At 68.2% G+C, this 26403-nt stretch carries 24 protein-coding genes and 1 pseudogene; 13 read left to right on the plus strand and 12 right to left on the minus strand.

Features of this window, described 5'->3' with window-relative positions:
• Positions 1 to 7: 7 nt before the first annotated feature.
• From hypB to H7I57_RS13305, 3 genes are all read right to left on the minus strand, one after another.
• On the minus strand, positions 8 to 814 hold the full coding sequence (gene hypB / locus H7I57_RS13295) for a hydrogenase nickel incorporation protein HypB (protein WP_264024004.1): 807 nt from the start codon (positions 812 to 814) through the stop codon (positions 8 to 10).
• Positions 815 to 816: 2 nt separating this feature from the next.
• Positions 817 to 1146, minus strand: coding sequence for a hydrogenase maturation nickel metallochaperone HypA/HybF (locus tag H7I57_RS13300; RefSeq protein WP_264024006.1), 330 nt, complete (start codon positions 1144 to 1146; stop codon positions 817 to 819).
• Between the two features lie 73 nt (positions 1147 to 1219).
• Entirely contained in the window at positions 1220 to 2119 is a 900-nt protein-coding gene (locus H7I57_RS13305; RefSeq protein ID WP_264024007.1) for an alpha/beta hydrolase, read from the minus strand.
• Positions 2120 to 2276: 157 nt separating this feature from the next.
• Between H7I57_RS13305 and recA the strand changes: the two genes are divergently transcribed.
• The 3 genes from recA to H7I57_RS13320 all read left to right on the plus strand — a co-directional run bounded on the left by recA (position 2277) and on the right by H7I57_RS13320 (position 6574).
• Positions 2277 to 4430, plus strand: coding sequence for an intein-containing recombinase RecA (recA, locus tag H7I57_RS13310; protein WP_264024008.1), 2154 nt, complete (start codon positions 2277 to 2279; stop codon positions 4428 to 4430).
• The gene (gene recX / locus H7I57_RS13315) at positions 4399 to 4956 is read left to right on the plus strand and encodes a recombination regulator RecX (RefSeq protein ID WP_264024009.1); all 558 of its coding nucleotides are present in this window, start codon (positions 4399 to 4401) and stop codon (positions 4954 to 4956) included. Before recA ends, recX begins: the two co-directional genes overlap by 32 nt.
• Positions 4957 to 5047: 91 nt before the next feature.
• Positions 5048 to 6574: an FAD-dependent monooxygenase gene (locus tag H7I57_RS13320; RefSeq protein WP_264024010.1), complete on the plus strand. Its 1527-nt coding sequence runs from the start codon at positions 5048 to 5050 to the stop codon at positions 6572 to 6574.
• On the opposite strand, the gene H7I57_RS13325 is transcribed toward H7I57_RS13320, so the two are convergent.
• The 6 genes from H7I57_RS13325 to H7I57_RS13350 all read right to left on the minus strand — a co-directional run bounded on the left by H7I57_RS13325 (position 6534) and on the right by H7I57_RS13350 (position 10483).
• On the minus strand, positions 6534 to 6815 hold the full coding sequence (locus H7I57_RS13325; protein WP_264024011.1) for a hypothetical protein: 282 nt from the start codon (positions 6813 to 6815) through the stop codon (positions 6534 to 6536). The two genes, H7I57_RS13320 and H7I57_RS13325, sit on opposite strands and share 41 nt — an antisense overlap.
• On the minus strand, positions 6812 to 7228 hold the full coding sequence (locus tag H7I57_RS13330; protein ID WP_264024012.1) for a DUF1622 domain-containing protein: 417 nt from the start codon (positions 7226 to 7228) through the stop codon (positions 6812 to 6814). The genes H7I57_RS13325 and H7I57_RS13330 overlap by 4 nt, the downstream gene beginning before the upstream one ends.
• A gap of 28 nt (positions 7229 to 7256) precedes the next feature.
• Positions 7257 to 8138, minus strand: coding sequence for an amino acid ABC transporter permease (locus tag H7I57_RS13335; protein ID WP_264024013.1), 882 nt, complete (start codon positions 8136 to 8138; stop codon positions 7257 to 7259).
• Positions 8139 to 8166: 28 nt separating this feature from the next.
• Entirely contained in the window at positions 8167 to 8850 is a 684-nt protein-coding gene (locus tag H7I57_RS13340) for an amino acid ABC transporter permease (protein ID WP_264024014.1), read from the minus strand.
• Positions 8851 to 8880: 30 nt separating this feature from the next.
• Positions 8881 to 9684 carry a glutamate ABC transporter substrate-binding protein gene (locus H7I57_RS13345; RefSeq protein ID WP_372510217.1) on the minus strand — a complete coding sequence of 268 codons (804 nt, stop codon included), beginning with the start codon at positions 9682 to 9684 and terminating at the stop codon, positions 8881 to 8883.
• Positions 9685 to 9754: 70 nt separating this feature from the next.
• Entirely contained in the window at positions 9755 to 10483 is a 729-nt protein-coding gene (locus H7I57_RS13350) for an amino acid ABC transporter ATP-binding protein (protein ID WP_264024048.1), read from the minus strand.
• A gap of 160 nt (positions 10484 to 10643) precedes the next feature.
• Between H7I57_RS13350 and miaB the strand changes: the two genes are divergently transcribed.
• The gene (gene miaB / locus H7I57_RS13355) at positions 10644 to 12176 is read left to right on the plus strand and encodes a tRNA (N6-isopentenyl adenosine(37)-C2)-methylthiotransferase MiaB (RefSeq protein ID WP_275081238.1); all 1533 of its coding nucleotides are present in this window, start codon (positions 10644 to 10646) and stop codon (positions 12174 to 12176) included.
• On the plus strand, positions 12173 to 12769 hold the full coding sequence (locus H7I57_RS13360; RefSeq protein WP_372510218.1) for an Rv2732c family membrane protein: 597 nt from the start codon (positions 12173 to 12175) through the stop codon (positions 12767 to 12769). Before miaB ends, H7I57_RS13360 begins: the two co-directional genes overlap by 4 nt.
• 5 nt (positions 12770 to 12774) lie before the next feature.
• On the opposite strand, the gene H7I57_RS13365 is transcribed toward H7I57_RS13360, so the two are convergent.
• Positions 12775 to 14148 (minus strand): DUF349 domain-containing protein, encoded by a 1374-nt coding sequence (locus H7I57_RS13365; RefSeq protein ID WP_264024018.1) that lies wholly within the window; start codon positions 14146 to 14148, stop codon positions 12775 to 12777.
• A 211-nt stretch (positions 14149 to 14359) separates the two neighbouring features.
• On the opposite strand from H7I57_RS13365, the gene H7I57_RS13370 reads away from it, so the two are divergent.
• The 6 genes from H7I57_RS13370 to H7I57_RS13395 all read left to right on the plus strand — a co-directional run bounded on the left by H7I57_RS13370 (position 14360) and on the right by H7I57_RS13395 (position 20759).
• Positions 14360 to 15235 (plus strand): DMT family transporter, encoded by an 876-nt coding sequence (locus H7I57_RS13370; protein ID WP_264024019.1) that lies wholly within the window; start codon positions 14360 to 14362, stop codon positions 15233 to 15235.
• 26 nt (positions 15236 to 15261) lie between these two features.
• On the plus strand, positions 15262 to 15963 hold the full coding sequence (locus H7I57_RS13375) for a class III extradiol ring-cleavage dioxygenase family protein (protein WP_264024020.1): 702 nt from the start codon (positions 15262 to 15264) through the stop codon (positions 15961 to 15963).
• A gap of 5 nt (positions 15964 to 15968) precedes the next feature.
• Positions 15969 to 16886 (plus strand): tRNA (adenosine(37)-N6)-dimethylallyltransferase MiaA, encoded by a 918-nt coding sequence (gene miaA, locus H7I57_RS13380; RefSeq protein WP_264024049.1) that lies wholly within the window; start codon positions 15969 to 15971, stop codon positions 16884 to 16886.
• Between the two features lie 4 nt (positions 16887 to 16890).
• On the plus strand, positions 16891 to 17757 hold the full coding sequence (gene dapF, locus H7I57_RS13385; RefSeq protein WP_264024021.1) for a diaminopimelate epimerase: 867 nt from the start codon (positions 16891 to 16893) through the stop codon (positions 17755 to 17757).
• Between the two features lie 45 nt (positions 17758 to 17802).
• On the plus strand, positions 17803 to 19200 hold the full coding sequence (gene hflX / locus H7I57_RS13390) for a GTPase HflX (protein ID WP_264024022.1): 1398 nt from the start codon (positions 17803 to 17805) through the stop codon (positions 19198 to 19200).
• A 224-nt stretch (positions 19201 to 19424) separates the two neighbouring features.
• Positions 19425 to 20759: a DEAD/DEAH box helicase gene (locus tag H7I57_RS13395; protein WP_264024023.1), complete on the plus strand. Its 1335-nt coding sequence runs from the start codon at positions 19425 to 19427 to the stop codon at positions 20757 to 20759.
• Positions 20760 to 20765: 6 nt separating this feature from the next.
• Here the strand turns inward: H7I57_RS13395 and H7I57_RS33745 are convergent.
• Positions 20766 to 22145: pseudogene (locus tag H7I57_RS33745) on the minus strand (molybdopterin dinucleotide binding domain-containing protein).
• Between the two features lie 110 nt (positions 22146 to 22255).
• On the opposite strand from H7I57_RS33745, the gene H7I57_RS13410 reads away from it, so the two are divergent.
• On the plus strand, positions 22256 to 23449 hold the full coding sequence (locus H7I57_RS13410) for an acyl-CoA dehydrogenase family protein (protein ID WP_264024025.1): 1194 nt from the start codon (positions 22256 to 22258) through the stop codon (positions 23447 to 23449).
• Between the two features lie 191 nt (positions 23450 to 23640).
• A complete protein-coding gene (locus tag H7I57_RS13415) occupies positions 23641 to 25665 on the plus strand; it encodes an LGFP repeat-containing protein (RefSeq protein ID WP_264024026.1) in 2025 nt (674 codons plus the stop codon).
• 11 nt (positions 25666 to 25676) lie between these two features.
• Here the strand turns inward: H7I57_RS13415 and lexA are convergent, their stop codons facing one another.
• Positions 25677 to 26366, minus strand: a complete 690-nt coding sequence (gene lexA, locus H7I57_RS13420; protein WP_264024027.1) for a transcriptional repressor LexA — start codon at positions 26364 to 26366, stop codon at positions 25677 to 25679.
• Between the last annotated feature and the right edge of the window lie 37 nt (positions 26367 to 26403).

A 26403-nucleotide genomic window follows, 5' to 3' on the forward strand; every position in this document is an offset into this window, starting at 1 on the left:
GTGACATCTACCCGGTTTCGGGCCGGTTTGCCAGAACCCCGATCCAGTCGTACCAGTCGGAGATATCATCACCGGTGGTAGCCGACAGCGGCAATATTTTGACGCCGGCGTTCAGCGATCTTGCATACCCGGCGCACGCCTCGAGATCGAAGTCCACGTACGGCAGCAGGTCGATCTTGTTGATGACGATCAGCCCCGCCGCGGCAAACATGTGCGGGTACTTCAACGGCTTGTCGGCGCCCTCGGTCACCGAGATCACGACGACCTTGCTGTGCTCGCCGAGGTCGAACATGGCCGGACAGACGAGGTTGCCGACGTTCTCGATGAACAGCAGCGAGCCCGGCTCGGGATCGAGCGTGTCGAGGGCCCGCCGCACCATGTCGGCGTCGAGATGGCAGCCGGCCCCGGTGTTGATCTGCACCGCGCGGGCACCGGCGGCCCGGATGCGATCGGCGTCGAGCAGCGTCTCCTGATCTCCCTCGATGACGGCGATCGGCTGCTGTTCGCCGAGGTCGCGGATGGTGCGTTCGAGGAGGGTGGTCTTCCCGGCGCCTGGCGAACTCGTCATGTTCAGGGCCAGGATGTCGCGCTCGGCAAGCCACCTGCGGTTCTCGTCGGCGACCCGGTCGTTCTTCGCGAGGACCTTCTGCTCGAGGGTGATGGTCTCGGTGTGGAGGTGCTCGTGTGAATCGCCGTGCTCATGGGGATGGTCGTGCTCATGGGGATGGTCATGTCCGTGGCGATGCCGCGCGCCGTCGTGTCCGGCCAGCGTGACGACCGCGCCGTCTCCGCCGCAGCCGCAGGTTGCGCACATGGTCAGCTCACTTCCATCGACAGGATCTTCAGGTCCCGACCCTCGAGCACCTCGACGTCGGCACTCCCGCACGGACACAACAGGATCGGGTCACTCAGCTCGAAACGGGCGGCGCACGTGCGGCACTGCGCGGCACCGGGGCGCACGTCGACGTCGAGCGTCGCACCGTCGGCGACCGTCCCCTCGGTGGCCAGGCCGAAGCAGAACTCCATCGCGGCGGGCACGATCGCGCACAGCGCGCCGACCTCCAGCCTGACGCTGTGCACGCGCCGGCCCGCGGCGTGCTCGCACACCGCGTCGACAACACTCTGCGTGATCGCCATCTCGTGCATCGGTGCCCATTCTGCCTGGGTGAACCCACGATAGGCCCGCGTCCGGCCGGGCGTCCACGTTCGGTGCGCGCGGTCAGGCGCGGTCCGCGACGTCCGCCGCGAAGACTCGGCGCAGGAAGTCGATCTGGTCGGCCTTGACCTGCGGGTCGTGATAGATGTCGAAGTGCCCGTACGGGTAGTGGCGCAACTCGCCCCGCGGCGCCCGGTGTGCCGCCTCGATCGTCGGACCAGGTGGCGTGGTCGTGTCGCCGTCGCAGACGCACACCAGCAGCGGCATGCGAAGCCGTCCGGCCTTCCTGCCGGGCCGGTAGAACGGGAACCTCAGCATCAACCTCGCCGCGAACTCGTTGCGCCACAACGACCCCGGACCGACGAGGGCCTCGAATCCGGGCTTCGCGTCCGGCGCGGTGAGCGCCGCGTAGCTGCCCGGCACGCCCACCGCGGGCACCAGGCGAGGCGGACGTCCACGCCAGGCGCCGAGTTGATCCCGCAGCCCGGCCAGGGTCAGCGCCGCCGCGGTCCGCAGCGGCACCTCGCGCAGCGCGGCGATGGAGTCGGTGAACGGCGCCTGCGCTATCACCGCCGCGATCCGCGGATCGTCCGCGGCGACCGCGAGCACGTGGCCGCCGCTGAACGACGACCCCCACAGCACGATCCGGTCGGGATCGACGCCGTCGAGGCGGCGGGCCCATGCGACGACCGCTCGGTAGTCGTCCAGCTGCCTGCCGATGTCGAGCAGCTGGCGGGGCATGCCGGTGGACGCGCCGAAATGCCGGTAGTCGAAGAGCACCACGACGTAGCCGGCGTCGCGGAACGCCTCGGCGTAGGCAGGCAGCCCGTCGTCGCGGGTGGCGCTGAAGCCGTGAGCCATGACGACGCACGGGCGGGCCCGGCCGCCGGCGTGCGGGCGGTAGACGTAGGCGGCGAGCGCTTCACCTGCGGCGGGAATGCGGACCTCCGGTGGCGTCGTCATGCCCAAAAGGTAGTCCGTCGGCGTGTCCACTTGAATCGAACACCTGTTCGTCTACTGTGGTGATCGTTCGACGCAGTGACTTGTCGGTGCCCTGCCCTAACGTCACGGCCAACCGACCGAGAACCGGTCAAACAACGACTACCGGAAGAGGTACACCATGGCGCAAGCGCCCGATCGCGAGAAGGCCCTCGAGCTGGCCCTCGCCCAGATCGAGAAGAGTCACGGCAAGGGTTCGGTGATGCGGCTCGGCGACGAGGTGCGCGCACCGATATCGGTCATCCCGACGGGGTCGATCGCCCTCGACGTCGCGCTGGGCATCGGTGGACTGCCCCGCGGGCGTGTCATCGAGATCTACGGCCCGGAGTCCTCGGGTAAGACCACCGTCGCACTCCACGCCGTCGCCAACGCGCAGGCCGCCGGCGGCATCGCCGCGTTCATCGACGCCGAGCACGCCCTCGATCCCGATTACGCCAAGAAGCTGGGCGTGGACACCGATGCCCTTCTGGTGTCCCAGCCGGACACCGGTGAGCAGGCGCTGGAGATCGCCGACATGCTGATCCGCTCCGGCGCGCTGGACATCCTGGTCATCGACTCCGTCGCCGCCCTGGTCCCGAGGGCGGAGATCGAGGGCGAGATGGGCGACAGCCACGTCGGCCTGCAGGCCCGCCTGATGAGCCAGGCGCTCCGCAAGATCACCGGCGCGCTGAGCAACTCGGGCACCACGGCGATCTTCATCAACCAGCTCCGCGAGAAGATCGGAGTCATGTTCGGGTGTGGATCTTGGTATACCAACGTCACGCTGGCTGATGGTTCAACAGAGAAGCTCGGCAAAATCGTGAATCAGAAGATGGACGTTGAAGTCCTGTCCTACGACTTCGAGTCTGGGCAGATCGTGCCGCGCAAGGTGATCAACTGGTTCAACAATGGGAAGACCGAAGAATTCCTGCACTTCAAGGTCGACAGAGCTGGCGGCGGAACGGGGCGTGGTCACGCCAGCCTGGCGATGACACGAAACCATCTGATCAGAACCCCTGGTGGATGGCGCGAAGCCGAAGATATCTTGGTTGGTGACCGGGTGATGTTGGCGCAGCCCGCACTGCTCAGCGATCGACAGTGGGAAGTCATCCTTGGGTCGTTGATGGGAGACGGCTGCCTCTCTCCGGCTGTCCGGCAGGATTCCGAGAGTGCCCGGCTCCGAATGGGACACGGAGCCAGACAGGCGGAGTATCTCAATTGGAAGATCTCGCTGCTCAATAACATCCCTCATTGCCGCACTATCAATGGCAAAGGTGCGGTTTTCGCCGACTTCACCCCACTTGCTGAACTTCATGAACTGCGTAGTGCGGTGTACCTCGGTGACGGCAAGAAGTTCCTCTCCGAGGACTACCTCAAGGCGCTGACCCCGCTGGCGTTGGCCGTCTGGTATATGGACGACGGCAGCTTTACCGTGCGGTCCAAGGGGTTTCAACAGCGGACCGAGGGTGGCAGTGGGCGTATCGAGATCTGTGTGGAGGCGATGACCGAGGGGTCTCAACAGCGACTTCGCGATTACCTGCACGATACGCATGGGCTCGATGTGCGGTTGCGGCGGGCAGGTAAGGCCCGCAAGGCGGTTCTGGTGTTCTCTACTGCTGCCACCGCAATGTTCCAGCAGATGATTGCACCGTACGTTCATCCGGTAATGGCCTATAAGTTGTTGCCGCGCTTTCAGGGTCAGTTTGCAGTGGAACCGCAGTTCGTGGAGCCGACGATGCAATTGATGCCAGCGCGCGTCCTGGAAATCGAATCGAAGACGGATTACCAAAAGATGGACCGCTTCGACATCGAGGTGGAGGGCTCACACAACTACTTCGCCGACGGCGTCATGGTGCACAACTCGCCCGAAACCACAACGGGCGGAAAGGCCTTGAAGTTCTACTCCTCCGTTCGCCTGGATGTGCGGCGCATCGAGACCCTCAAGGACGGCACCGACGCGGTCGGTAACCGCACTCGGGTCAAGGTCGTCAAGAACAAGGTGTCGCCGCCGTTCAAGCAGGCCGAGTTCGACATCCTCTATGGCAAGGGCATCAGCAAGGAAGGCTCGCTCATCGACATGGGTGTTGAGCACGGCTTCATCCGCAAGTCGGGCTCCTGGTTCACCTACGAAGGTGAGCAGCTGGGCCAGGGCAAGGAGAATGCGCGCAACTTCCTGCTCGAGAACGTCGATGTGGCCAACGAGATCGAGAAGAAGATCAAGGAGAAGCTCGGTATCGGCGCCGTGGTGACTGCCGACTCGGTCGATGACGTCCTTCCCGCTCCCGTCGACTTCTAGCCACCAGGAGTCGGCCGACGAGTCCGCCAAGCGCGCGGAGCAGGCGCGGGCGCTGTGCCTGCGCCTGCTCACTGCGCGGGCGCGGACCCGTGCCGAGTTGGAGGGACAGCTCGCCAAGCGCGGCTACCCCGACGACATCAGTGCCGAGGTGCTGGACCGATTGGCGCAGGTCGGGCTGGTCGACGACGAGGACTTCGCCGAACAGTGGGTGCGATCACGGCGCGCCAATGCGGGAAAAGGCAAGCGCGCCTTGGCCGCCGAGCTGCGGACCAAGGGTGTCGACAACGAGGTGATCACTGCCGCGCTGGCGGACATCGACGCGGGAGCCGAGCGGACGATGGCCGAAAAACTGGTTCGGGACAAGCTGCGCCGCGAGAAGCTCGGCGATCCCGACGACAGGGACATCGAGAACAAGGTGACCCGCCGGCTCGTCGGGATGCTGGCGCGGCGCGGCTACAGCCAGAGCTTGGCCCTCGATGTCGTGACCACGGAACTGGCGAATGAGAGGGAGCGCCGCAGGGTTTAGCGGTGGTGATCGCTTCGTCCCCTTCTCACATTATTGGGTAACCCGGGGCTTGCGGCAAGACCCGGGTGTGGTCGCAGAATCGCCTGTCGTGATGACAACTTCGCAGAACGACCGTGGACCCGAGACCGCCGCAGACGACCACTCCGTGGTCATCGCGGGCGGTGGGCCGACCGGGTTGATGCTCGCCGCTGAACTGGCGCTGGCGGGTGTCGACGCCGCGATCGTCGAACGCCGACCCGATCAGGAACTGATCGGCGCCCGCGCGGGAGGGCTGCACTCGCGGACCCTGGAGGTGCTCGACCAGCGCGGCGTCGTCGAGCGCTTCCTGACCGAGGGGGAGACCGCGCAACTGGCCGGTTTCGCGTGGAATCGCCTGGACATCAGCGACTTTCCGACAAGGCACCCCTACGGGCTCGCGCTGTGGCAGGTCCACATCGAGCGCATCCTGGCCACCTGGGTGGACGAGTTGGCGGTGCGGGTCTACCGGGGAACCGAAGTCACCGGTATCGCGCAGGACAGGTACGGCGTCGACGTCGCCGTGTCCGACGGACCGGCGCTACGTGCCCGGTATCTCGTGGGTTGCGACGGTGGACGCAGCCTGGTCCGCAAGGCCGCGGGCATCGGCTTCCCGGGGTGGGAGCCGACGATGAGCTACCTGCTCGCCGAGGCGCAGATCGCCCCGGCGCCCGGTGTGGAACCGACGTGGGGGATCCGTCAGGACAGCCTCGGCGTGCACTCGATGAGCAGATCGTCCGACGACGGATCGGTGCGCATGATGGTGACCGAGGAGCACGTCGGTCCACTCGACGATCCCTCGCTGACCGACCTGCGTGACGGGCTCACCGCGGCCTACGGCACCGACTTCGGGGTGCACACACCCCGGTGGATCACGAGGTTCACCGATACCGCCCGGCAGGCGGCGACCTACCGCAAGGGACGGGTGCTCCTGGCCGGCGACGCCGCGCACATCCACCACTCCGTGGGTGGGCAGGGCCTCAACACCGGTGTGCAGGACGCGGTGAACCTCGGCTGGAAGCTTGCTCAGGTGATCAAGGGGACCTCGCCGGAGAGCCTGCTGGACGCCTACCATGCTGAGCGCCACCCGGTCGCTGCCCACGTGCTGCGCAACACGATGGCTCAGCTCGCGCTCCTGATGCGTCCCGACGACCGCACCAATGCGTTGGGCGACACCGTCTCCGAACTCCTCGGCATGGACGGGCCCCGCAAGCGATTCGGTGCCATGATGTCCGGTCTGGATATTCGCTACGACGTGGGTGAGGGGCATCCGCTGCTCGGTCGTCGCATGCCCGATCTGGACCTGACGATCGGTGACCGGCGCCTGCGTCTGTACACGCTGCTGCACGAGGCGCGGCCCGTCCTGCTCAACCTCGGCAGACCTGGTGCCCTCGACATCACCGGCCGGGAGAGTCGGGTGCAGCTGATCGACGCGAGATGTGCCGGGGTGTGGGAGCTTCCGGTGATCGGCGAGGTTGCTGCTCCCACCGCATTGCTGATCCGGCCCGACGGACATGTCGCCTGGGTCGGCGACGGCTCGGTGACCGGGCTGACCGGCGCGCTCACCACCTGGTTCGGGGCGCCCGAGCCAGCGCGGCGGTGAACCCGGTGAAGTCCATGTTCAGGTCTCGGGTGATCAGCCGGCGCACTGCGATCACGGCCACCGTTCCTGCGATCGTCGCCCAGGATTGGTCGACGCCGAGCCGGAGCAGGCCCGCGGCGAGGAACATATCGAGCATCACGCGCAGTGCGAGCAACGGATGGCGGAACGCGGCGAGCGCGGCGAGGCCGAGCAGGATTCCGGCGACACCGAAGGCCCATGAGGCGACGGCGACCAGGTTCATGGGGCCGGCGGCGGTTCGGCGGGAGAGCGCGGCGGCGACTTCTCCAGCTCGATCTCGCGCTGCTCCTGGGCGATCTCACGGGTCAGCGAGTAGTTCAGCAGCGTGCGGATGGTGGCGATCGCCGCCAGCTTGCCGATCTCCTCGAATGACGGTGAGATCGCCGTCCGCAGCACGTCGGCGGCGAGCTGGAACTCCAGGCCCAGCACCAGGAATCGGGCCAGCGACAGTCGCACCGCCGAGAACTGGCTGATGTTGCGGCGCGCCAGAGCGACGGCGAACTTCGCGATCGCGACGATCGCACCGATCATGATGACGACGGCGCCGCAGGCCTCGATGAGCCGCACCATCAGGTCGACCATGTCGCGCAGCGCCCACTCGGGCAGTATCTCGAATGCGTGCCAGGACTGGATCATGTCAGGGTCGGGGTGCGCACCGCGACGGTCATACGACCTTCGCCCCCGGCACGCCCTCCTGCTCGACCGCGTCGGGCTCCATCGGGGCACCGCCGCGCTGCGCTCTTCGCATGCGCATTTCGAGCCGTGTCGCGAACCACGACAGCGCGAAGTTGACGCTGATCATCAGCAGCGCGATGACGATCAACGCCGGAATGTAGTTGCCGTAAGACGAACCGACGACCGTGCCCTGGCGCACCATCTCGACGAACGTGATCTGGTAACCGATCGCGGTGTCCTTGAGCACGACCACCAGCTGGGAGATCAGCACCGGCAGCATCGACGTGACCGCCTGGGGGAGCAGGATCGCCCGCATCGTCTGCCCCGACGTCAGCCCCAACGCCGCTGCCGCCTCGCCCTGTCCGCGGGGCAGCGCGCGCACGCCGGCCCGCACGATCTCGGCGATGACGGCGCCGTTGTAGAGCGTCAGACCGGTGATGACACCGGCCAACGCCAGGTATTGGGACTGGAACACGCCATAGAAGGCGTACAGGAAGTAGGCGAAGATCATCATGATCAGCACCGGCACCGCGCGGAAGAACTCGACGAACACCGACGACGCCCAGCGGATCCCGGTGTGTCTCGACATGCGGCCCACACCGAGGAGGAAGCCCAAGACCAGTGCCAAAGCGATCGACACCACGGCCGCCGTGAGCGTGCCCTGGATGCCCGGCAAGACGTAGGTGGTCCACAGATTCGACGTCAGGAAGGGCTCCCACTTCGCCGCGGTCAGCTGCCCCTTGGCCTCCAGCTGCGTGTAGACGACCCACGCGACCGCTGCGACGACGACAGCGGTGACCGCGCTGATGATGTGGTTACGCACCCGCGCGCGTCGTCCGGGCGCGTCGAACAGGACCGAGGCGCTGCTCATGATCGTCCGTTCTTCGCGTAAGCGCTCATCATGTCTGCGACACCGCCATGCGCTTGCCCAGCCAGCCGAAGAACAGCCCCAGCGGCAGCGTGAGGACGACGAAACCGGCCGCGAAGATGCCGCCGACGACCAACACCGCCGCGGTGTTCTCGATCATCTCCTTCATCAACAGCGCGGCCTCGGCCACGCCGATCGCCGAGGCGATGGTCGTGTTCTTCGTCAGGGCGATCAACACCGACCCCATCGGGATGATGACCGCGCGAAACGCCTGCGGCAGCAGCACGATTGTCAGGTTCTGCCCGAACGTCAGGCCGAGGGACCTGGCCGCCTCGGCCTGACCGAGAGGCACCGTGTTGACTCCCGACCGGACCGTCTCGCACACGAACGCCGCGGTGTAGACCGTCAAACCGAGCATTGCCAGCCGGAAACCGCTGTCTGAGATGAACGTCGCCGACTGCCGATCGGCCAGCGTGATGCCCAGCGTCTGCGACAGCCCGAACGAGCAGAACAGGATGATCAGGGTCAGCGGGGTGTTGCGCACGACGTTGACATAGCTCGTGCCGATCCAGTTGAGCATCGGCACCGGTGCCAGCCGCATCGCGGCCAGCACCGTGCCGATGACGAGTGCACCGATCGCCGAGAACACCGTCAGCTGGATGGTCGTCCAGAACGCGGCGAAGATCTCCTCGCGATACTCGGTGAAAACCTCCACTGATGAACCCTCTGGTTACCCGGCCCGTCCTCAGTTGTCGAGCGGCGGCGGGGTCGGCGCGGTGATACCGGCGGGCCCGAGGTTCTTGTCGAACGCCTCTTTCCAGGCCCCGCTGTCTTCCATCTTCTTGAGTGCGTCATTGATCTTGGTGCGCATCTCGGTGTCGTCCTTTTTCAGGCCGATGCCGTAGCGCTCCTCGGAGAACGGCTCACCGACGATCTTGAACGCGCCCGGAGACTGTGCGGCGTAGCCCGCGAGGATGACCTCGTCGGTGGTGACGGCGTCCACCGCGCCGTTCTTGAGCGCCTCGATGCACGCCGAGTAGGTGTCGTACTGCTGCAGCTGCACGCCGGGATATTCGTCCTTGATCTTCTGTGCCGGTGTGGACCCCGACACCGAGCACAGGATCTTGTTGTTCTCCAGTGACGATGCGCCGGTGATGTCGTTGCTGTCCGAGCGCACCAGCAGGCTCTGCCCGGTGATCAGGTACGGGCCGGCGAAGTCGACCTTCTCCTTACGGGAGTCGGTGATCGAGTACGTCGCCGCGATGAAGCTGACCTGGCCGTTCTGAATGAGGTTCTCGCGCTGCGCCGACGGGGCTTCCTTCCACTCGATCTTGTCGGGCGCGTAGCCGAGTTCGCCGGCGACATACGTGGCCACGTCGACATCGAAGCCGCTCATCGTGCCGTCGGGGTTCTTCATCCCGAGGCCCGGCTGGTCGAACTTGGTGCCGATGACGATCGAGTCGCCGCCGCCGCCTCCGCCGCCGCACGCGGTCGCGGCGAGGGGAAGAGCGACGGCCAGGGCGAGTGCACCGATGACGCGCTTGGACATGGGTATCGCAAACCTCGGAGACATTTGTGGGTGTTTCCTTTCGCCGGAGCGGGTGGTGTTGATGTGGTGGTCAGTGATGGAGAATCTTGCCCAGAAAGTCCTTGGCGCGGTCGGTCTGGGGATTGTCGAAGAACTGCACGGGTTCTGCGTCCTCGAGGATGGCGCCGTCGGACATGAACACCACGCGGTTGGCGGCCCGTCGCGCGAACCCCATCTCGTGGGTGACCACCACCATCGTCATCCCGTCGGTGGCCAGCGCGACCATCACCGAGAGGACTTCGTTGATCATCTCGGGGTCCAGTGCGCTGGTCGGTTCGTCGAACAGCATCACCTTGGGGTTCATCGCCAGTGAGCGGGCGATCGCGACTCGCTGCTGCTGGCCGCCGGACAGCTGGGCCGGGTACTTGTCGGCCTGGTTGGCCACACCGACCCGCTCGAGCAGGCTCATCGCCTTCTCCCGCGCCTCCGTCTTCGACGCCTTGCGGACCTTCATCGGTGCCAGCGCCACATTCTCGACAATTGTCTTGTGCGCGAACAGATTGAAGGACTGGAACACCATGCCGACGTCGGACCGCAACTGGGCGAGCTTGCGGCCCTCCTCCGGCAGCACCTGGCCGTCGATCGCGATGGTGCCCGAATCTATCGTCTCCAAGCGGTTGATGGTGCGGCACAACGTCGACTTGCCTGAGCCCGACGGTCCCAGCACGACGACGACCTGCCCCTTGGCGACTTCGAGGTTGATGTCCTTGAGCACGTGGAGCTCGCCGAAGTGCTTGTCGACCGACTTCATCGAGATCATCGGCACTGCCGAGGCGCTCTCCATGGGAGGAGACCTTACCCAGGGAACGCTCAACTCGCCCGGAACTCGGCAATCCGCCCAGATCACCGCGGGCAGGCATGCGTTCAGTGCCGTTTCACCAGTGACGGGCCCGCTACGTAGGATGGTCGCCGTGACTTCGATGGTGACGCAGCAGGCGTACGGGGCGACCGCCGTTCGTCGCGCCGACGACGCCGCGCGCACCTACCAGGTCCGGACCTACGGCTGCCAGATGAACGTGCACGACTCCGAGCGCCTCGCCGGGCTGCTGGAGGCCGCCGGCTACCGGCGCGCCGCCGACGGCAGCGACGCCGACGTCGTGGTGTTCAACACCTGCGCGGTGCGGGAGAACGCCGACAACAAGCTGTACGGCAACCTCAGCCACCTGGCGCCGCGCAAGCAGTCCGAGCCGAACATGCAGATCGCCGTCGGTGGCTGCCTGGCGCAGAAGGACCGGGACGCGGTGCTGCGCAAGGCGCCGTGGGTCGACGTGGTGTTCGGCACCCACAACATCGGCTCGCTGCCCGCGCTGCTCGACCGGGCACGGCACAACCGGGTCGCGCAGGTCGAAATCGCCGAAGCGCTGCAGGAATTCCCCTCGGCCCTCCCGGCCAGTCGCGAATCATCTTACGCTGCTTGGGTTTCCATCTCGGTTGGCTGCAACAACACCTGCACGTTCTGCATCGTCCCCGCACTGCGGGGCAAGGAGGTGGATCGCCGGCCCGGTGACGTGCTCGCCGAGGTCCAGACCCTGGTCGACCAGGGTGTCCTCGAGATCACGCTGCTGGGACAGAACGTCAACGCCTACGGTGTCTCGTTTGCTGACCAGGCGCAGCCCCGCGACCGGGGCGCATTCGCCAAGTTGCTGCGGGCGTGCGGTCACATCGACGGCCTGGAACGGGTGCGGTTCACCTCACCGCATCCCGCGGAGTTCACCGACGACGTCATCGAGGCGATGGCCGAAACACCCAATGTGTGTCCGACCCTGCACATGCCGCTGCAGTCGGGTTCCGACCGCATCCTGCGCACGATGCGACGGTCCTACCGCGCCGAGCGCTACCTGGGCATCATCGACCGCGTCCGCGCCGCGATTCCGCACGCGGCGATCACCACCGACCTGATCGTCGGGTTCCCGGGAGAAACCGAGGAGGACTTCCAGGCGACCCTCGACGTCGTCGCGGCCGCGCGCTTCTCCAGCGCGTTCACCTTCCAATACTCCAAGCGGCCCGGCACACCGGCTGCCGATCTGGATGGTCAGGTGCCCAAAGCCGTTGTGTCCGAGCGGTATCAGCGACTGATCGATCTTCAGGAGCGAATCTCCCTCGAGGAGAACACCGCTCAGATCGGGCGCACGGTCGAACTGCTGGTCGCCACCGGTGAGGGCCGCAAGGACGCCAGCACCGCGCGCATGTCGGGACGGGCCCGTGACGGCAGGTTGGTGCACTTCGCCCCAGGCGAGGCCGGTCAGATCCGGCCCGGCGACGTCGTCGTCACCACCGTCACCGGCGCCGCTCCGCACCACCTCATCGCCGACGCCGGCCTCATCGGTCACCGTCGCACCCGCGCCGGGGACGCCCACGCCGCGGGGGAGAAGCCCCGCACCGGCGTCGGGCTCGGCATGCCGGGCGTCGGCGTTCCCGAAGCGGGACCCGCGACCGTGGGGTGTGCACCGTGAGCTCGCAACCCGGCGGCGAGCACGAGTTCGACGACTTCAAGGGTGACCTCGAAGACGCCGAGCGGCGCGTCGCGCGCGAGATCGAGCCCGGCGCGCGGGCGTTGGCGATCTCGGTCTTCGTGTTCGTCCTGCTGGTGACGCTCGTGCTGCCGCACACCGGCGGGGCCAGAGGCCTCGACGTGCTCGTGGGTTCCGACGCGGCGATCGAGAACGGCATCGCGTTGCCGTCGCGCGTGTTCACCTGGCTGGCGCTCGTCTTCGGTGTCGTATTCTCGATGCTGGCGCTGGTGACCCGCAGGTGGGCGCTGGCGTGGATCGCGCTGGCGGGTTCGACGGTGTCGTCGTTCCTGGGACTGCTGGCGGTGTGGTCACGCCAGACTGCTCCCGAACCGCACCCCGGCCCGGCCATCGGCCTGGTCCTGGCCTGGCTGGCCGTCATCCTGCTCGCCTACAACTGGGCAAGGGTGGTGCTGACCCGCTCCGCACTGCAGATGGCCACCGAAGAACATCGCCGCCGCCTGGCGGCCGAACGCCAGCACAAAGGACTGCTCGACGGCTACGGCGACGAGGACGACGGGCCCGCGAAAACCTGACCTGGTCAGCGCTTCCGGCTCAGCGCGTCGGCGGCCGCGTCGGCCCACTGTCGCCACTGCTCGGCGCTGGCCCGGGCCTGCTCGGCGTCCTTGGTGCGGCCCGCGGCCGCAGCCTTCTCCGCCTGCCGTTCGAACTGCTCGGCGCGGACCCGGAACTGATCGGCGCGCGCCTGCGCCTCGGGATCGACCCCGCCGGTCGGGGTGTCGCGGATCTTCTTCTCGACCGCGCGCAGCCGTCGCTCCAGATCCGCGCTGCGTTCGCGGGGGACCTTGCCGATGGCGTCCCACCTGTCGCCGATGGAACGCAGCGCCGCGCGGGCTGCGTCCGGGTCGGCGGTGTCGAGCTTCTCGGCCTCGGCGAGCAGTGCCTCCTTGGCCGCGGCGTTGGCACGGAACTCGGCGTCGCGTTCCGCGGTGGCCGCGTTGCGCGCGGAGAAGAACCTGTCCTGCGCCGCCTTGAACCGGTGCCACAGCGCGTCGTCGACGTCCTTGGCGGCGCGCCCGGCCGCCTTCCATTCGGTGAGCAGATCACGGAAGGTCGCCGACGTGGTCCCCCAGTCGGTGGAGTCGCACAGTTCCTCCGCGCGCACGCACAGCGACTCCTTGGCCTGCTTGGCGCCGACGCGTTCCCGGTCGAGTTCGGCGAAGTGCGAGCCGCGGCGCCGGTTGAACGTCTCCCGTGCCGCCGAGTAGCGCTTCCACAGGGCGTCGTCGGTCTTGCGGTCCAGGCCGGTGATCGTCTTCCACTCGTCCAGGATGGCCCGCAGCCGGTCGCCTGCCGCCTTCCACTGCGTGGAATCGGCCGCCAACTCCTCCGCCTCGACGGCGAGCGCCTCCTTGCGGGCGGTCTGCGCGGCGCGGGCCTCCTCGCGCTTGGCCTTCTCCTCGGCGGTGGCACTGTCGGCGTGCTCGATGACCGCCTGCAGGCGCGCCGCCAGGGAGTCGACATCACCCAGGACGTGGGCCGTCGGCACCGTCTCGGCGAGCGTCGACGCAGCGGAACGGATCTTGCGGGCATCGCCGGCGCCGGACGCCAACCGCTGCTCCAGGAGCATCACCTCGGTGTGCAGATCGTCGAAGCGCCGCCCGAAGTGCTCGTATGCCGCCTCGGTGTCGCCGGCCTGCCACTTCCCGATGGTGCGCTCACCGGACGCGGTGATCAGCCACACCGTGCCGTCGGGGTCGACACGGCCGAAGCGGTGGGGGTCGCTGGGGGGGACCACGCTGACGGCGGCAGGCTTGGCGGGGCCTGCGGGTCCTGGCCGAACAGCGCCCGGCCCCGGCCGAACGGTGCCCGGCCCCGGCCGCGCCGGACCAGGCTTCGGCTTGGGGGCGGGATGCTCGAAGTCCTGGGGATCGCCCGGGTCGGTGATCGTCATGTCCGTACCTCATGCCCTCCGCGCGGATACCCGCGCACCTGCCGCGCACCGCGGCGCCTACCAGCTGACTCACCGCCGACGGATCTCGAAGCCACCGAAAACCGTCGAACGGCGTAGCAGCCATTCAAACAGGTCACCGCCCGCCGCGCCCACGCCTTGGGTGGAGTGCCTGGTATCTAGGCTCGGTGCGAATACTCACCGGAGGTGGTCGATGGCGAAAGCGGATATTGCCGCTCTGCTCGCCCTGGCCGCAGCGTTCTTCATCGCGGTCGGCGACGTCATCCACCAACGCTCGGCGCACGAGGTCACCGATGAGCCCGTCGGCCACCTCGCGCTGTTCCTGAGCCTGCTGCGGGACCGCCAGTGGTGGCTGGGCAGCGGCGTCGCCGCCGCCGGGTTCGCGCTGCAGGCCGCGGCGCTGGGCCTGGGCTCGGTGCTGCTGGTGCAGGCGGTCCTGGTCACCTCGCTGCTCTTCGCGCTGCCGATCAGTGCCCGGCAGTCACACCGGCGGGTCACCCGCTGGGAGTGGATGTGGGCCGTGCTGCTCGCCGGGGCGGTGATCGTCATCGTGACCGTCGGGAATCCGACCGCCGGGCAGTCGCGGGCCTCGCTGCAGTCATGGATCGAGGTGGCCGCCGTGCTGGGGCCCGCCCTGGTGTTGTGCCTGATCGGCGCCGGGGTGTGGTCGGGTCCGGCAGGCGCGGTGCTGCTCGCCGTGGTGTCCGGGGCGCTGTGGGGGTTGTTCGCGGTGCTGACCAAGTCGGTGGTCGACCGCCTCGACGTGACGAGCGTGGCCGGTGTCGGGAAGCTGCTGGCCACCCCGGAGCTCTATGCGTGGGCTCTGGTCGCGGTCGCGGGCACAGCCATGCAGCAGGCGTCGTTCCGCGCGGGCACGTTGACCGCGTCGTTGCCGACGATGACCGTCACCGAGCCGATGGTGGCCTCCGCGCTCGGGGTCGTCGTTCTGGGCGAGACGCTGCGGCCGGGCGAGGCCGGCTGGTTCACCCTTTTCGCCGCGGTGGCCGTCATGGTCGCGGCGACCGTCGCCCTCGCCCGCGGGGAAGCCGCCACCCGAGAACCGGCCTGAGCTGCCGCGGCGGCTACGTTGGTGGCGTGCTGAGCGCTATCGCCATCGTGCCGTCGGCGCCCGTCATGGTCCCCGAACTCGCCGCCGCGGCATCCGCCGAGACCGCGGACCTGCGTGCCGCCGCGATTGCCGCGGTCACCGCGCTGCCGCCGCGCTGGATCGGGGTCGGCGTCGGAGACATGGGCACCGACAGCGTCGCGGGCCCCGGTTCGGTCGGCACCTTCGCCGGCTACGGCGTGGACGTCCGGGTCGGCCTCTCCGGTGAGGCGGCCGCCGCAGGCCGTGACCCGGCGGCATTGCCGCTGTGTGCGCTGATCACGGCGTGGCTGCGCGGGCTCGCGCAGCCCACGGCCAGCGCCGAGGTGCGCGCCTACCGCAGCGATCACGACCACGGCACCGCGGTGACGCTGGGCCGGCGCCTGCGTACGGAGATCGACGCCACCGACGACCCGATCGGCGTGCTCGTCGTCGCCGACGGCGCCAACACCCTCAGCCCGCCCGCCCCGGGCGGCTACGACCCCGAGTCGATCCCGGTGCAGGCGGCCCTCGACGACGCTCTGGCCGCGGGGGACAGCGCGGCGCTGACCCGGCTGCCCGACGGGATCGTGGGCCGGACCGCCTACCGGGTGCTGGCCGGGCTCACAGAACGCGGCCCGCGATCGGCCGAGGAGCTCTACCGCGGCGCGCCCTACGGCGTCGGATACTTCGTCGGCATCTGGCACCCGTGACGACCGTGCGACCGCTGGCCATCGTCGGCCCGACCGGAACAGGCAAATCGGACCTGGCGCTGGCCGTCGCCGAGAAACTCGCCGCCGAGATCGCCGCCGAGGTCGTCAACGCCGACGCGATGCAGCTCTACCGGGGCATGGACATCGGCACCGCGAAGCTGGCGGCCGCCGACCGCCGCGGCATTCCCCACCACCAGCTCGACGTCCTCGACGTCACGCAGACCGCGACCGTCGCCCGTTACCAGCAGGCCGCCGCCGCCGATGTGGAGGCGATCGCCGCGCGTGGGGCGCTGCCGATCGTGGTCGGCGGGTCGATGCTCTACGTGCAGTCACTGCTCGACGAGTGGTCGTTTCCCGCCACCGACGCGCGGGTGCGGGCGCGATGGGAGCGTCGCCTCGCCGAGGTCGGCGTGGCCGATCTGCACCGCGAGCTGGCCCGCGTCGACGCGGCCGCCGCCAGCGCGATCCTCCCCACCGACGGCCGGCGCATCGTGCGGGCACTGGAGGTCATCGAGTTGACGGGACAGCCGTTCGCGGCTTCGGCGCCCCGCATCGGGAGACCGCGCTGGAACACCGCCATCGTCGGATTGGATTGGGAAACAGCAGCTCTCGACGACCGGCTGGTCCGCCGGACCGACAAGATGTTCGCCGACGGGCTGGTCGATGAGGTCGCGGCGCTGCTCGACCGGGGTCTGCGCGACGGGGTCACCGCGTCGCGGGCGCTCGGCTACGCCCAGGTGATCGCCGAGCTGGACGCCGGCGGTGACGGTTCGGCGGCTCGCGAGCTGACCTTCATCGGCACCCGGCGCTACGTGCGCAGGCAGCGATCGTGGTTCCGCCGCGACCACCGCATCACCTGGCTCGACGGCGCCGCCTCCGGAAACGTCGACCGGGTGCTGCGGGTGTGGCGCGACGTATCCTGAGCAGGTGAAGTTCGCCAAGGGGCACGGCACGGAGAATGACTTCGTGCTGTTGCCCGATCTGCCCGCCGCGATCGACTTGACGCCGGCCGCCGTCGCCGCGCTCTGCGACCGCAGGCGCGGGCTCGGCGCGGACGGAGTCCTGCGCGTCACCGTCGCCGGTGCGGCTCGCGACGCGGGCGTTCTCGACGACCTCCCCGAAGGCGTCACCGCCGACGACTGGTTCATGGACTACCGCAACGCCGACGGGTCGGTGGCGCAGATGTGCGGCAACGGCGTGCGGGTGTTCGCCCACTACCTGTGGGCGCAGGGGCTGGAGCGCAGGCAGCAATTCGTCGTGGGCTCGCTGGCCGGTCCGCGTCCGGTCGAGCTGCACACCGTCGACGGCACGTCCGCTGACGTCAGCGTCGAGATGGGCAAGGTGAACCGGCTCGGGGCGGGCGAGGCGGTGGTCGGGGGACGACGTTTCGCGGGGCTGGCGGTGGACGTCGGCAACCCCCACCTGGCCTGCGTAGATCCCGGGCTGACGGTCGATGAGCTCGCTGCGCTCGATGTCGCCGCGCCCGTGCTGTTCGACCACGACCAGTTCCCTGACGGGGTGAACGTCGAGGTCGCCACGACACCGGTGGCGGGGGCGGTGCGCATGCGGGTCCACGAGCGCGGCGTCGGCGAGACGCGATCCTGCGGCACCGGGACCGTCGCGATCGCGGTGGCTGCCTTGGCGACCGCTGGCGAGGAAACCGGCACGCTGGAGGTGCACATTCCCGGCGGGCAGGTCACGGTGCGCGTCACCGAGGCCACCAGCTACCTGCGGGGCCCGTCGGTGCTGGTCGCCGGCGGTGAGTTGTCCGACGTGTGGTGGCGGGCGCAGTAAAACAGATGCACGAACGCACCTCGAAGGGGCAACATCTCCAAGTACATGACTGAACCCAACATCCCCAGCACCGGCGAACTCGCCCTGGAAGACCGTGTCGCCCTGCGCCGCGTGGCAGGCCTGTCGACCGAACTCGCCGACATCTCGGAGGTCGAGTACCGCCAGCTTCGTCTCGAACGGGTCGTGCTGGTCGGGGTGTGGACCGACGGCACCGCCGCCGAGGCCGACGCCAGCCTGGCCGAGTTGGCGGCGCTGGCCGAGACCGCGGGCTCGGAGGTGCTCGAGGGGCTGATCCAGCGCCGCGACAAGCCGGACCCGTCGACCTACATCGGGTCGGGCAAGGCCGCCGAGCTGCGCGAGGTGGTGCTGGCCACCGGCGCCGACACCGTGATCTGCGACGGCGAGCTCAGCCCCGCCCAGCTCAACGCGCTGGAGAAGGCGGTGAAGGTCAAGGTCATCGACCGGACCGCGCTGATCCTGGACATCTTCGCCCAGCACGCGACCAGCCGGGAGGGCAAGGCCCAGGTGGCCTACGCGCAGATGGAGTACATGCTGCCGCGGCTGCGGGGCTGGGGTGAGTCGATGTCGCGGCAGGGTGGCGGCGCAGGCGGCAGCGGTGGCGGGGTGGGCACCCGCGGACCCGGCGAGACCAAGATCGAAACCGACCGCCGCCGGATCCGCGAGCGAATGGCCAAGCTGCGCCGCGAGATTCGTGACATGAAGCAGGTCCGCGACACCCAGCGAAGCCGCCGCCTGGCCAGCGACATGCCCTCGGTGGCCATCGTCGGCTACACGAACGCCGGGAAGTCCAGCCTGCTCAACGCGCTGACCGGCGCGGGCGTGCTGGTTGAGAACGCGTTGTTCGCCACCCTCGAACCGACAACTCGCCGTGGCGAATTCGCCGACGGACGGGGGTTCGTCATGACCGACACGGTGGGTTTCGTGCGGCACCTGCCGACGCAACTCGTCGAGGCCTTCCGGTCGACGCTCGAGGAGGTCGTCGACGCGGACCTGTTGTTGCACATCGTCGACGGCTCCGATGCCAACCCGCTCGCGCAGATCAACGCGGTGCGGCAGGTCGTCAACGAAGTCATAGCCGATCACGACGGCAAGGTGGCGCCGGAGTTGTTGGTGGTCAACAAGATCGACGCCGCCGGCGACCTGGCGTTGGCCAAGCTGCGCCGCGCACTGCCCGATGCGGTGTTCGTGTCCGCCCGCACCGGTGACGGCCTGGACCGCCTGCAGTCGCGCATGGCCGAGATGATCGCCCCGACCGACACAGTGATCGACGTCACAATCCCTTACAGCCGAGGCGATCTCGTCAACCGCGTGCATGCCGACGGGCGCGTCGATGCGGTGGAGCACACCGACTTCGGCACCAGGATCAAGGCACGCGTACCGATCTCGTTGGCGGCGGCACTGAGCGAGTTCGACACGTTCTGACCGCGGCGATGCACTGCGCGCGCCGTCGTGCGGTAGGCTCAACGTGAACGTCGACTGCGGACGACTCGGCAATCTCTTCGAGACACCCCCGCCCACCACCTGGAACGTCGACAAGACCACCCACTACGGCGAAACCGCCAATGTGTGCGCACTCCCGCTGGACGGACTCCGTCCCGGTTGCCCGGGCACACGCAGCCCGAACAGGCCGGAAAGGCACACATCACATGACCACGCAATCCTTCGCCGACCTCGGCGTGCCCGCACCCCTCGTGCAGGCACTGACCGAGCGAGGCATCACCGAACCGTTCCCCATCCAGACCGCCACGCTGCCCGACGCGCTCGCCGGGCGTGACGTGCTCGGCCGGGGGAAGACCGGCAGCGGAAAGACGCTGGCGTTCTCGCTGCCGCTGGTGGCAACCCTCACCGGGCGCCGCAGCCAGCCATCTCGTCCGACCGGTCTGGTCCTTGCCCCCACTCGTGAGCTCGCCACGCAGATCACCGCCGTGCTGCAGCCCCTGGCCGCCGCATCCGGTCTGCGCGTCACCACGATCTTCGGTGGCGTCTCGCAGAGCAAGCAGGTCAGCGCGCTGCGCGCCGGAGTCGACATCGTCGTGGCCTGCCCCGGCCGCCTCGAGGACCTGATGCGACAGAAGCTCGTCCACCTCGACAACGTCAACACGACGGTGCTCGACGAGGCCGATCACATGGCCGATCTCGGCTTCCTGCCCGGCGTCACCCGCATCCTGGCGGCGACTCCCGCCGGGGGGCAGAGACTGCTGTTCTCGGCAACCCTGGACAACGGCGTCGACAAGCTGGTCAAGCGCTTCCTGCGCGAGCCGGTGATGCACTCGGTCGAGGAGGCCGACGAGGTGCCCGCCGTGATGACCCATCACGTGTTCCACGTCGGCGGGGCCCAGCAGAAGAAGGACCTGGTCCACCGCCTGGCATCAGGTACGGGTCGCCGGATTCTGTTCATGCGCACCAAGCACCAGGCCCGCAAGCTCGCCAAGCTGCTCACCGAATCGGGTGTGCCGTCGGTGGACCTGCACGGCAACCTGTCGCAACCCGCCCGCGACCGCAACCTGGCGGCCTTTACCAGCGGCACCGCCCGGGTGCTGGTGGCCACCGACATCGCCGCGCGCGGCGTCCATGTCGACGGGGTCGAACTCGTCGTGCACGTCGACCCGCCGATGGAGCACAAGGCCTACCTGCACCGCTCCGGGCGTACCGCGCGGGCAGGCAGCGACGGTGACGTCGTCACCGTCGTGCTGCCCGAACAGCGCAGGGACACCCAGCAACTGCTGCGTAAAGCAGGCATCACCGTGCGTCCCCAGGAGGTCACCGCGGACTCCGCTCCGGTGCACGCACTGGTCGGGGAGATCGCGCCGCTGCGTGCGGCGCCGAAAGTCGTTGCCCCCGCGCCGAAAGCCGCCGCACCCAAGCATGATCGCGGTCCCGACCATCGGCGTGGTGGCGCCAGCACCCGAGGTGCAGGTGGCAACAGGCGCCGCAGTTCGCGTGGTGCCGGCACCCGCGGGCACGCTCAGCGCACGCCGTAGACCCGGCTATCTGACCAACGGGGGCTGATGGGCGCGTACCGGCGGCGCTGCGGCGGTGAACTTCTCCACCTCCACCAGCACGTGCGCGCCCGTGCAGCCGCGGGCAAGCGATGACGTGCCGACATCGTCGGTGAGCACATTGGGGTTGCCGTGCACGCACATCGCGTCCGGGTCGGCCGGATCGGCGGGATCGAACCACGCCCCGGTCGACAGCTGCACCACCTGCGGGCGCACCGCCGCGTCGAGCACCACACCCGCCAGGCACGCGCCGCGGTCGTTGAACACCCTTACGATGTCGCCCTGCAGCAGGCCACGCGCCCGCGCATCCGCCGGATTCATTCGAATCGGTTCTCGGCCCGCCACTTTCGACTGCTGACTGACCGCGCCACCGTCCAGCTGACCGTGCAGTCTGCTGGCCGGCTGATTGGCCAGCAGGTGCAGTGGAAAGCGGTCCGCCCGTGGTCCGCCGAGCCATTCGGTCGGCTCGAACCATGCCGGATGCCCTACGCAGTCGTCGTAGCCGAAGCCCGTCGATGTCGGAGGAGAATATCTCGATCAGCCCGCTCGGCGTGCCCAGCCGGTGCGTCGAGGGGTCGGCACGGAAGTCGGAGAGCAGTGTCAGTCCGTCCTCGGTCGGCAGTGTCAGCCGGCCGGCCTTCCAGAACTCGTCGAAGGATTGCACCGCGAAATCCAGTGATGAGGACCAGGTTTCGTAGAGATGCGCAAGCCACTGCCGTGCTGTGCGCCCCTCGGTGAACTGATCGTCGACGCCGAGCCGGCAGGCGAGTGCGGCGAACGTCTCGTAGTCGTCGCGTAGTCGTCGCGCGCCTCCGCGTACGGCTCGGTCAGTTTCGGCATGGCCATCAGCACGGGATCGTTTCTGGAACCGGAGAAGTCGTCGTGGGTGCCGACCACCCGGGGCATGATCACCCCGGTGGCGCCGAGGCTGTAGGAGTGGCGTGAAAAGGTATAGCCCCCAAGACAGTTCAGGAACCGATGTATCTGGCTCTGGGCGTGGTGGAAACGTCCTGCGCTGGCCCAGCCATAGGAACCCCCGTAGATCGCCTGGTTTCCGTGGGTGTCGATGACGCGGCGGAGTTCGCCTGCCAAAAGCTCGGTGAGCTCGCCCCACGACACCGCGACGAAGTCGTCGGCGCCACGCCGGGGGTGGCGCCCGGCCCGTTGTCGAGCCAGCCGCGCCGGACTGCCGGCGACGTGATGCGCGAGATGTGTCGCACCGATCCGGGCAGGTTGCCCAGAACGGGGGACGGATCGGCATCGCCGTGAAGCGGCGTCACCGACGTGATGTCGCCCGGCGTCGACGGTCGCGGTGAAGGCTCCCCAGTGCGTCAGGCTCGTCAGGGCTGAGGATGCGGCCGAGGCCATGGCGGTGAGTCTACGACGACGGGACCAACCCCTGGGCGGCCCGACCAACCATCCGGTTGGATGGGGTACGTTTGGTGGTAACAGCCCGTACCACACCACGGAGGATATCGATGGGCAGCGGAGCCAGTCCGGCAGCCAAGGCACCCACGTCAGTCGTCGCCTACGAGCGCACCCTGTTCGAACCCGAACACGACATGTTCCGTGATTCCTTCCGCTCGTTTCTCGAACGGCACGTCGCGCCGTTCCACGGGGAGTGGGAGAGGGACAAGATCGTCGATCGCGGCGTGTGGCTGGAGGCGGGCAAGCAGGGCTTCCTGGGCATGGCGGTCCCCGAGGAGTACGGCGGCGGCGGTGTCGCGGACTTCCGGTATAACACCGTCATCACCGAGGAGGTCACCGCGGGCCGCTTCAGCGGACTGGGGTTCAGCCTGCACAACGACGTGGTGGCGCCGTATCTGATCAGGCTGGGCACCGAGGAGCAGAAGCAGCGCTGGTTGCCCAAGTTCTGCACGGGTGAGCTGATCACCGCGATCGCGATGACGGAGCCGGGCACCGGCAGCGACCTGCAGGGCATCAAGACCAAGGCGGTCAAGGATGGGGACCACTACATCCTCAACGGCTCCAAGACGTTCATCACCAACGGCATTCACTCCGACCTGGTCATCGTGGTGGCCCAGACCGACCCCGACAAGGGGGCGCTCGGGTTCTCGCTGCTGGTGGTCGAGCGTGGCATGGAGGGGTTCGAGCGCGGCCGCCATCTCGACAAGGTCGGCCTGGACGCCCAGGACACCGCCGAACTGTCGTTCAACGACGTCAAGGTTCCTGCGGAGAACCTGCTCGGCGAAGAGGGCCAGGGCTTCATCTACCTGATGCAGAACCTGCCGCAGGAGCGAATCTCGATCGCCATCATGGCCGCCGCCGCGATGGAGGCGGTGTTGACGCAGACCGTCCAGTACGCCAAGGAGCGCAAGGCGTTCGGCAAGCCGATCGGCAGCTTCCAGAACAGCCGCTTCGTATTGGCCGAACTCGCGACGGAAGCCACGGTGGTGCGGATGATGGTCGACGAGTACATCCGCCTGCACCTCGACGACCGGTTGACCGCCGAGCAGGCGGCCATGGCCAAGTGGTATTCCACCGAGAAACAAGTCCATCTGATCGACCGGTGCCTGCAATTGCACGGCGGATACGGGTATATGCGCGAATATCCGGTGGCGCGCGCTTATCTCGACGCCCGGGTGCAGACCATTTACGGGGGGACGTCGGAGATCATGAAGGAGATCATCGGCCGCAGTCTCGGCATCTAGTCCAGGGCATCCGACCACGCCGCAGCCGACGATCGATCTCCGCATATTCTTTTCGCTGAATCGGCGAGGTTACTTGGTAATCGACGTCCACTGACGCAAAGTGAACGGACGCGGTACTTTCGCAGGGCTTTTCGAAGTTGTTTCGGAGGGTCTGTCGAAGCAACGTGTGTCGCCGACCGCGGGGAGGATGAATGATCCGGCAGCCGATGCTGCGCATAGGTGTGGTCGGTCGCGCGACGATCGGGCTGCTGGGGGTCGCCGCGGCGCTCCTGTTGGCGCCGGTCGCCACGGCGCAACCCGAGGTCGAGGCCAACGACGCGATCACCGCGGCCTGGCAGGCCAATGGGGGAGACACCGGTCCGCTGGGTCCCAAGTCGGGCGACGTCTATCCGGCCGGCGACGGATTCGCCCAGAACTTCGCCTCCGGGAAGATGTTCTTCACCCCCGACACCGGCGCACATCTGATGCAGGGCGCGATCCTGGAGAAATACGAGGCGCTCGGCGGTCCTGCCGACAGCGACCTGGGGTTTCCCACCATCGACGAGGGGCCGGGCCGAGCGCCGGACAGCCGCAATTCCACGCTGAGCGCGCCGGACAACCCGGTGATCTTCTGGACCCCGGCGACGGGTGCGCGGGTGGTCCGCGGGGCGATCAATGCGGCGTGGGACAAGCTGGGTGGCTCCTCCGGTGTCCTCGGAGTGCCCGCCGAGGACGAGACCTACGACGGTGCGGTCGTCAGGCAGAAGTTCACCGCTGGCGAGTTGTCTTATGACCGCCGCGCCAGGACCTTCACGACCGTACCGCCCGAACTGGCCACTCAGCTGACGGACCTCGAGATTCCCGACGATCCGGTGTCGGCGATCAACGCCGCGCGCCGGGCGGCCGGGGGACCACTCGGGCCGTTGGGCGCCGCGGAGGGGGAGCCCTACCCGATCGGCTCCGACGGCATGGGCCAGGACTTCGTCAACGGCAAGATCTTCTACAGCCCCGAAACCGGGGCCAACGTCGTGACCGGTCAGGTGCTCGCCAAGTACGAGAGTGTCGGCGGGCCGGAGGGCGACCTCGGATTCCCGGTCACCAGCGAGGTGGACGGTGGGGTGGCGCCGGCTAGTCGGATGAGCACTTTCGCCGCCGAGGACAAGCCGGTCATCTTCTGGACGCCCGACCACGGTGCCGTGATCGTCCGCGGACCGATGAACGCGGCGTGGGAGAAGCTCGGAGGGGCCACCGGTGAGCTGGGCCCGCCCGTGGCGGACCAGACCGAGAACGGCCAGGAGACCACCCAGCGGTTCAGCGGTGGTGCCATCTCGTGGAACTCGGCGACCAAGAGGTTCAGCACCGAGCCCGCCAACCTCGCGTCGCAGTTGGCCGGCCTCGAGGTGCCCGAACAGGATGCGCCGCCCGCGCCCGCGCAGACGACGAACGACGACGGAAAGGGTCTGCGCTGGACGTGGTGGTGGTTGCTCGCCGTCGTGCCGCTGTTGTTGCTCGGCGGGCTGATCGCTTTCGCCGTCGTGCGGAATCGTCGTCGCGGTGACGACGACGATCTGTTCGGTCCGAACGCCGGCGCTCCCGTCGACGACGGCCGGGGTTACGAACCCGCCCTGGCAGGCGGGGACGGCCGGGCTGAGGACGGTCGCGAGGACACGCTGTTCGCCGATCGCTATGCCCGTGAAGGACTGGGCTCATTGTCTTCGGCCGCCCCGGCGCAGCAGCCTGCCTCCGATGAGTTCCCGTCGGGCCCGCTGAGCTTCTGGGGCGTGCCGGTGCAGAGCGAAGCTCCGGTCGAGTCGGGCATCGGTCCGTCCGCGGTCGAGCAGGAAGACCAGGACGCCATCGACACCGCGCCCACGCGGGTCCCCACGGCCTCGGAGGTCTCCGCGGTGGCGGCCGACCGCGAACCCATCGTCGCGCCGGAGGACGAGCCGGCGGCCGCCCCGGAGCCGGAACCGGTGGTCGCGTTGGGACGTGATCCGTTGACCGACACCGGCCGCCACGCCCGTATCGATATCGACGAGCCCCTGCCGTCGGCCCCGGCGCTGCGCCTCCCGCTCGATGATCCGAACGAGATCCCCGAGGGCTATCCGGTCAAGGCGGACACCGGCTCGGGTCTGTACTGGGTGCCCGGCGACGCCGACTACGACGAGGCTTCGGCCCACATCTGGTTCGCCAGTGAGGAAATGGCCCGCACCAACGGCTTCGTCCGAGGCGAGTAGCCGGGCGGCCGCTACATCTTGCGGATGACGGTGACGACCTTGCCAAGGATCGCGGCATCGTTGCCCGGGATCGGCTGGAAAGCCGGGTTGTGGGGCATCAGCCAGACCTGACCGCGCGTGCGCTTGAACGTCTTGACGGTGGCCTCGCCGTCGATCATCGCCGCGACGATGTCACCGTTGTCGGCGACGTTCTGCTGCCGGACCACCACCCAGTCGCCGTCGCAGATCGCGGCGTCGATCATGGATTCGCCGACCACCTTGAGCAGGAACAGCGATCCCTCGCCGACCAGTTCGCGCGGCAGCGGGAACACGTCTTCGACGGCTTCCTCGGCGAGGATGGGGCCGCCTGCCGCAATGCGTCCGAGGACCGGGACGAACGTGGGCTCCGGCAGTGCGTCCGAGCCCGCGACGTCGGTGGTCACCACCGGGGCGCCGGCGTCGTCGGCGCCCCGCACGTCGACCGCGCGGGGCCGGTTCGCGTCACGGCGTAGATAGCCTTTGCGCTCGAGGGTGCGCAGCTGGTGGGCTACCGACGAGGTCGAGGTGAGCCCGACCGCGTCGCCGATCTCCCTGATGCTGGGCGGATACCCGCGGGTGGTCACCGACGCGCGAATGACATCGAGAATCGTGCGCTGACGTTCGGTCAGGCTCGAACGGGGTGCGGGGGCGCTGTCCGTGCTTTCGCTGCTGTCGTCGCTCATGTGCCCGAATCTAACCCGGGCAGCGCCAAGAATCAAA

It is taken from the genome of Mycolicibacterium pyrenivorans (assembly GCF_025821625.1).
GTDB lineage: Bacteria > Actinomycetota > Actinomycetes > Mycobacteriales > Mycobacteriaceae > Mycobacterium > Mycobacterium pyrenivorans.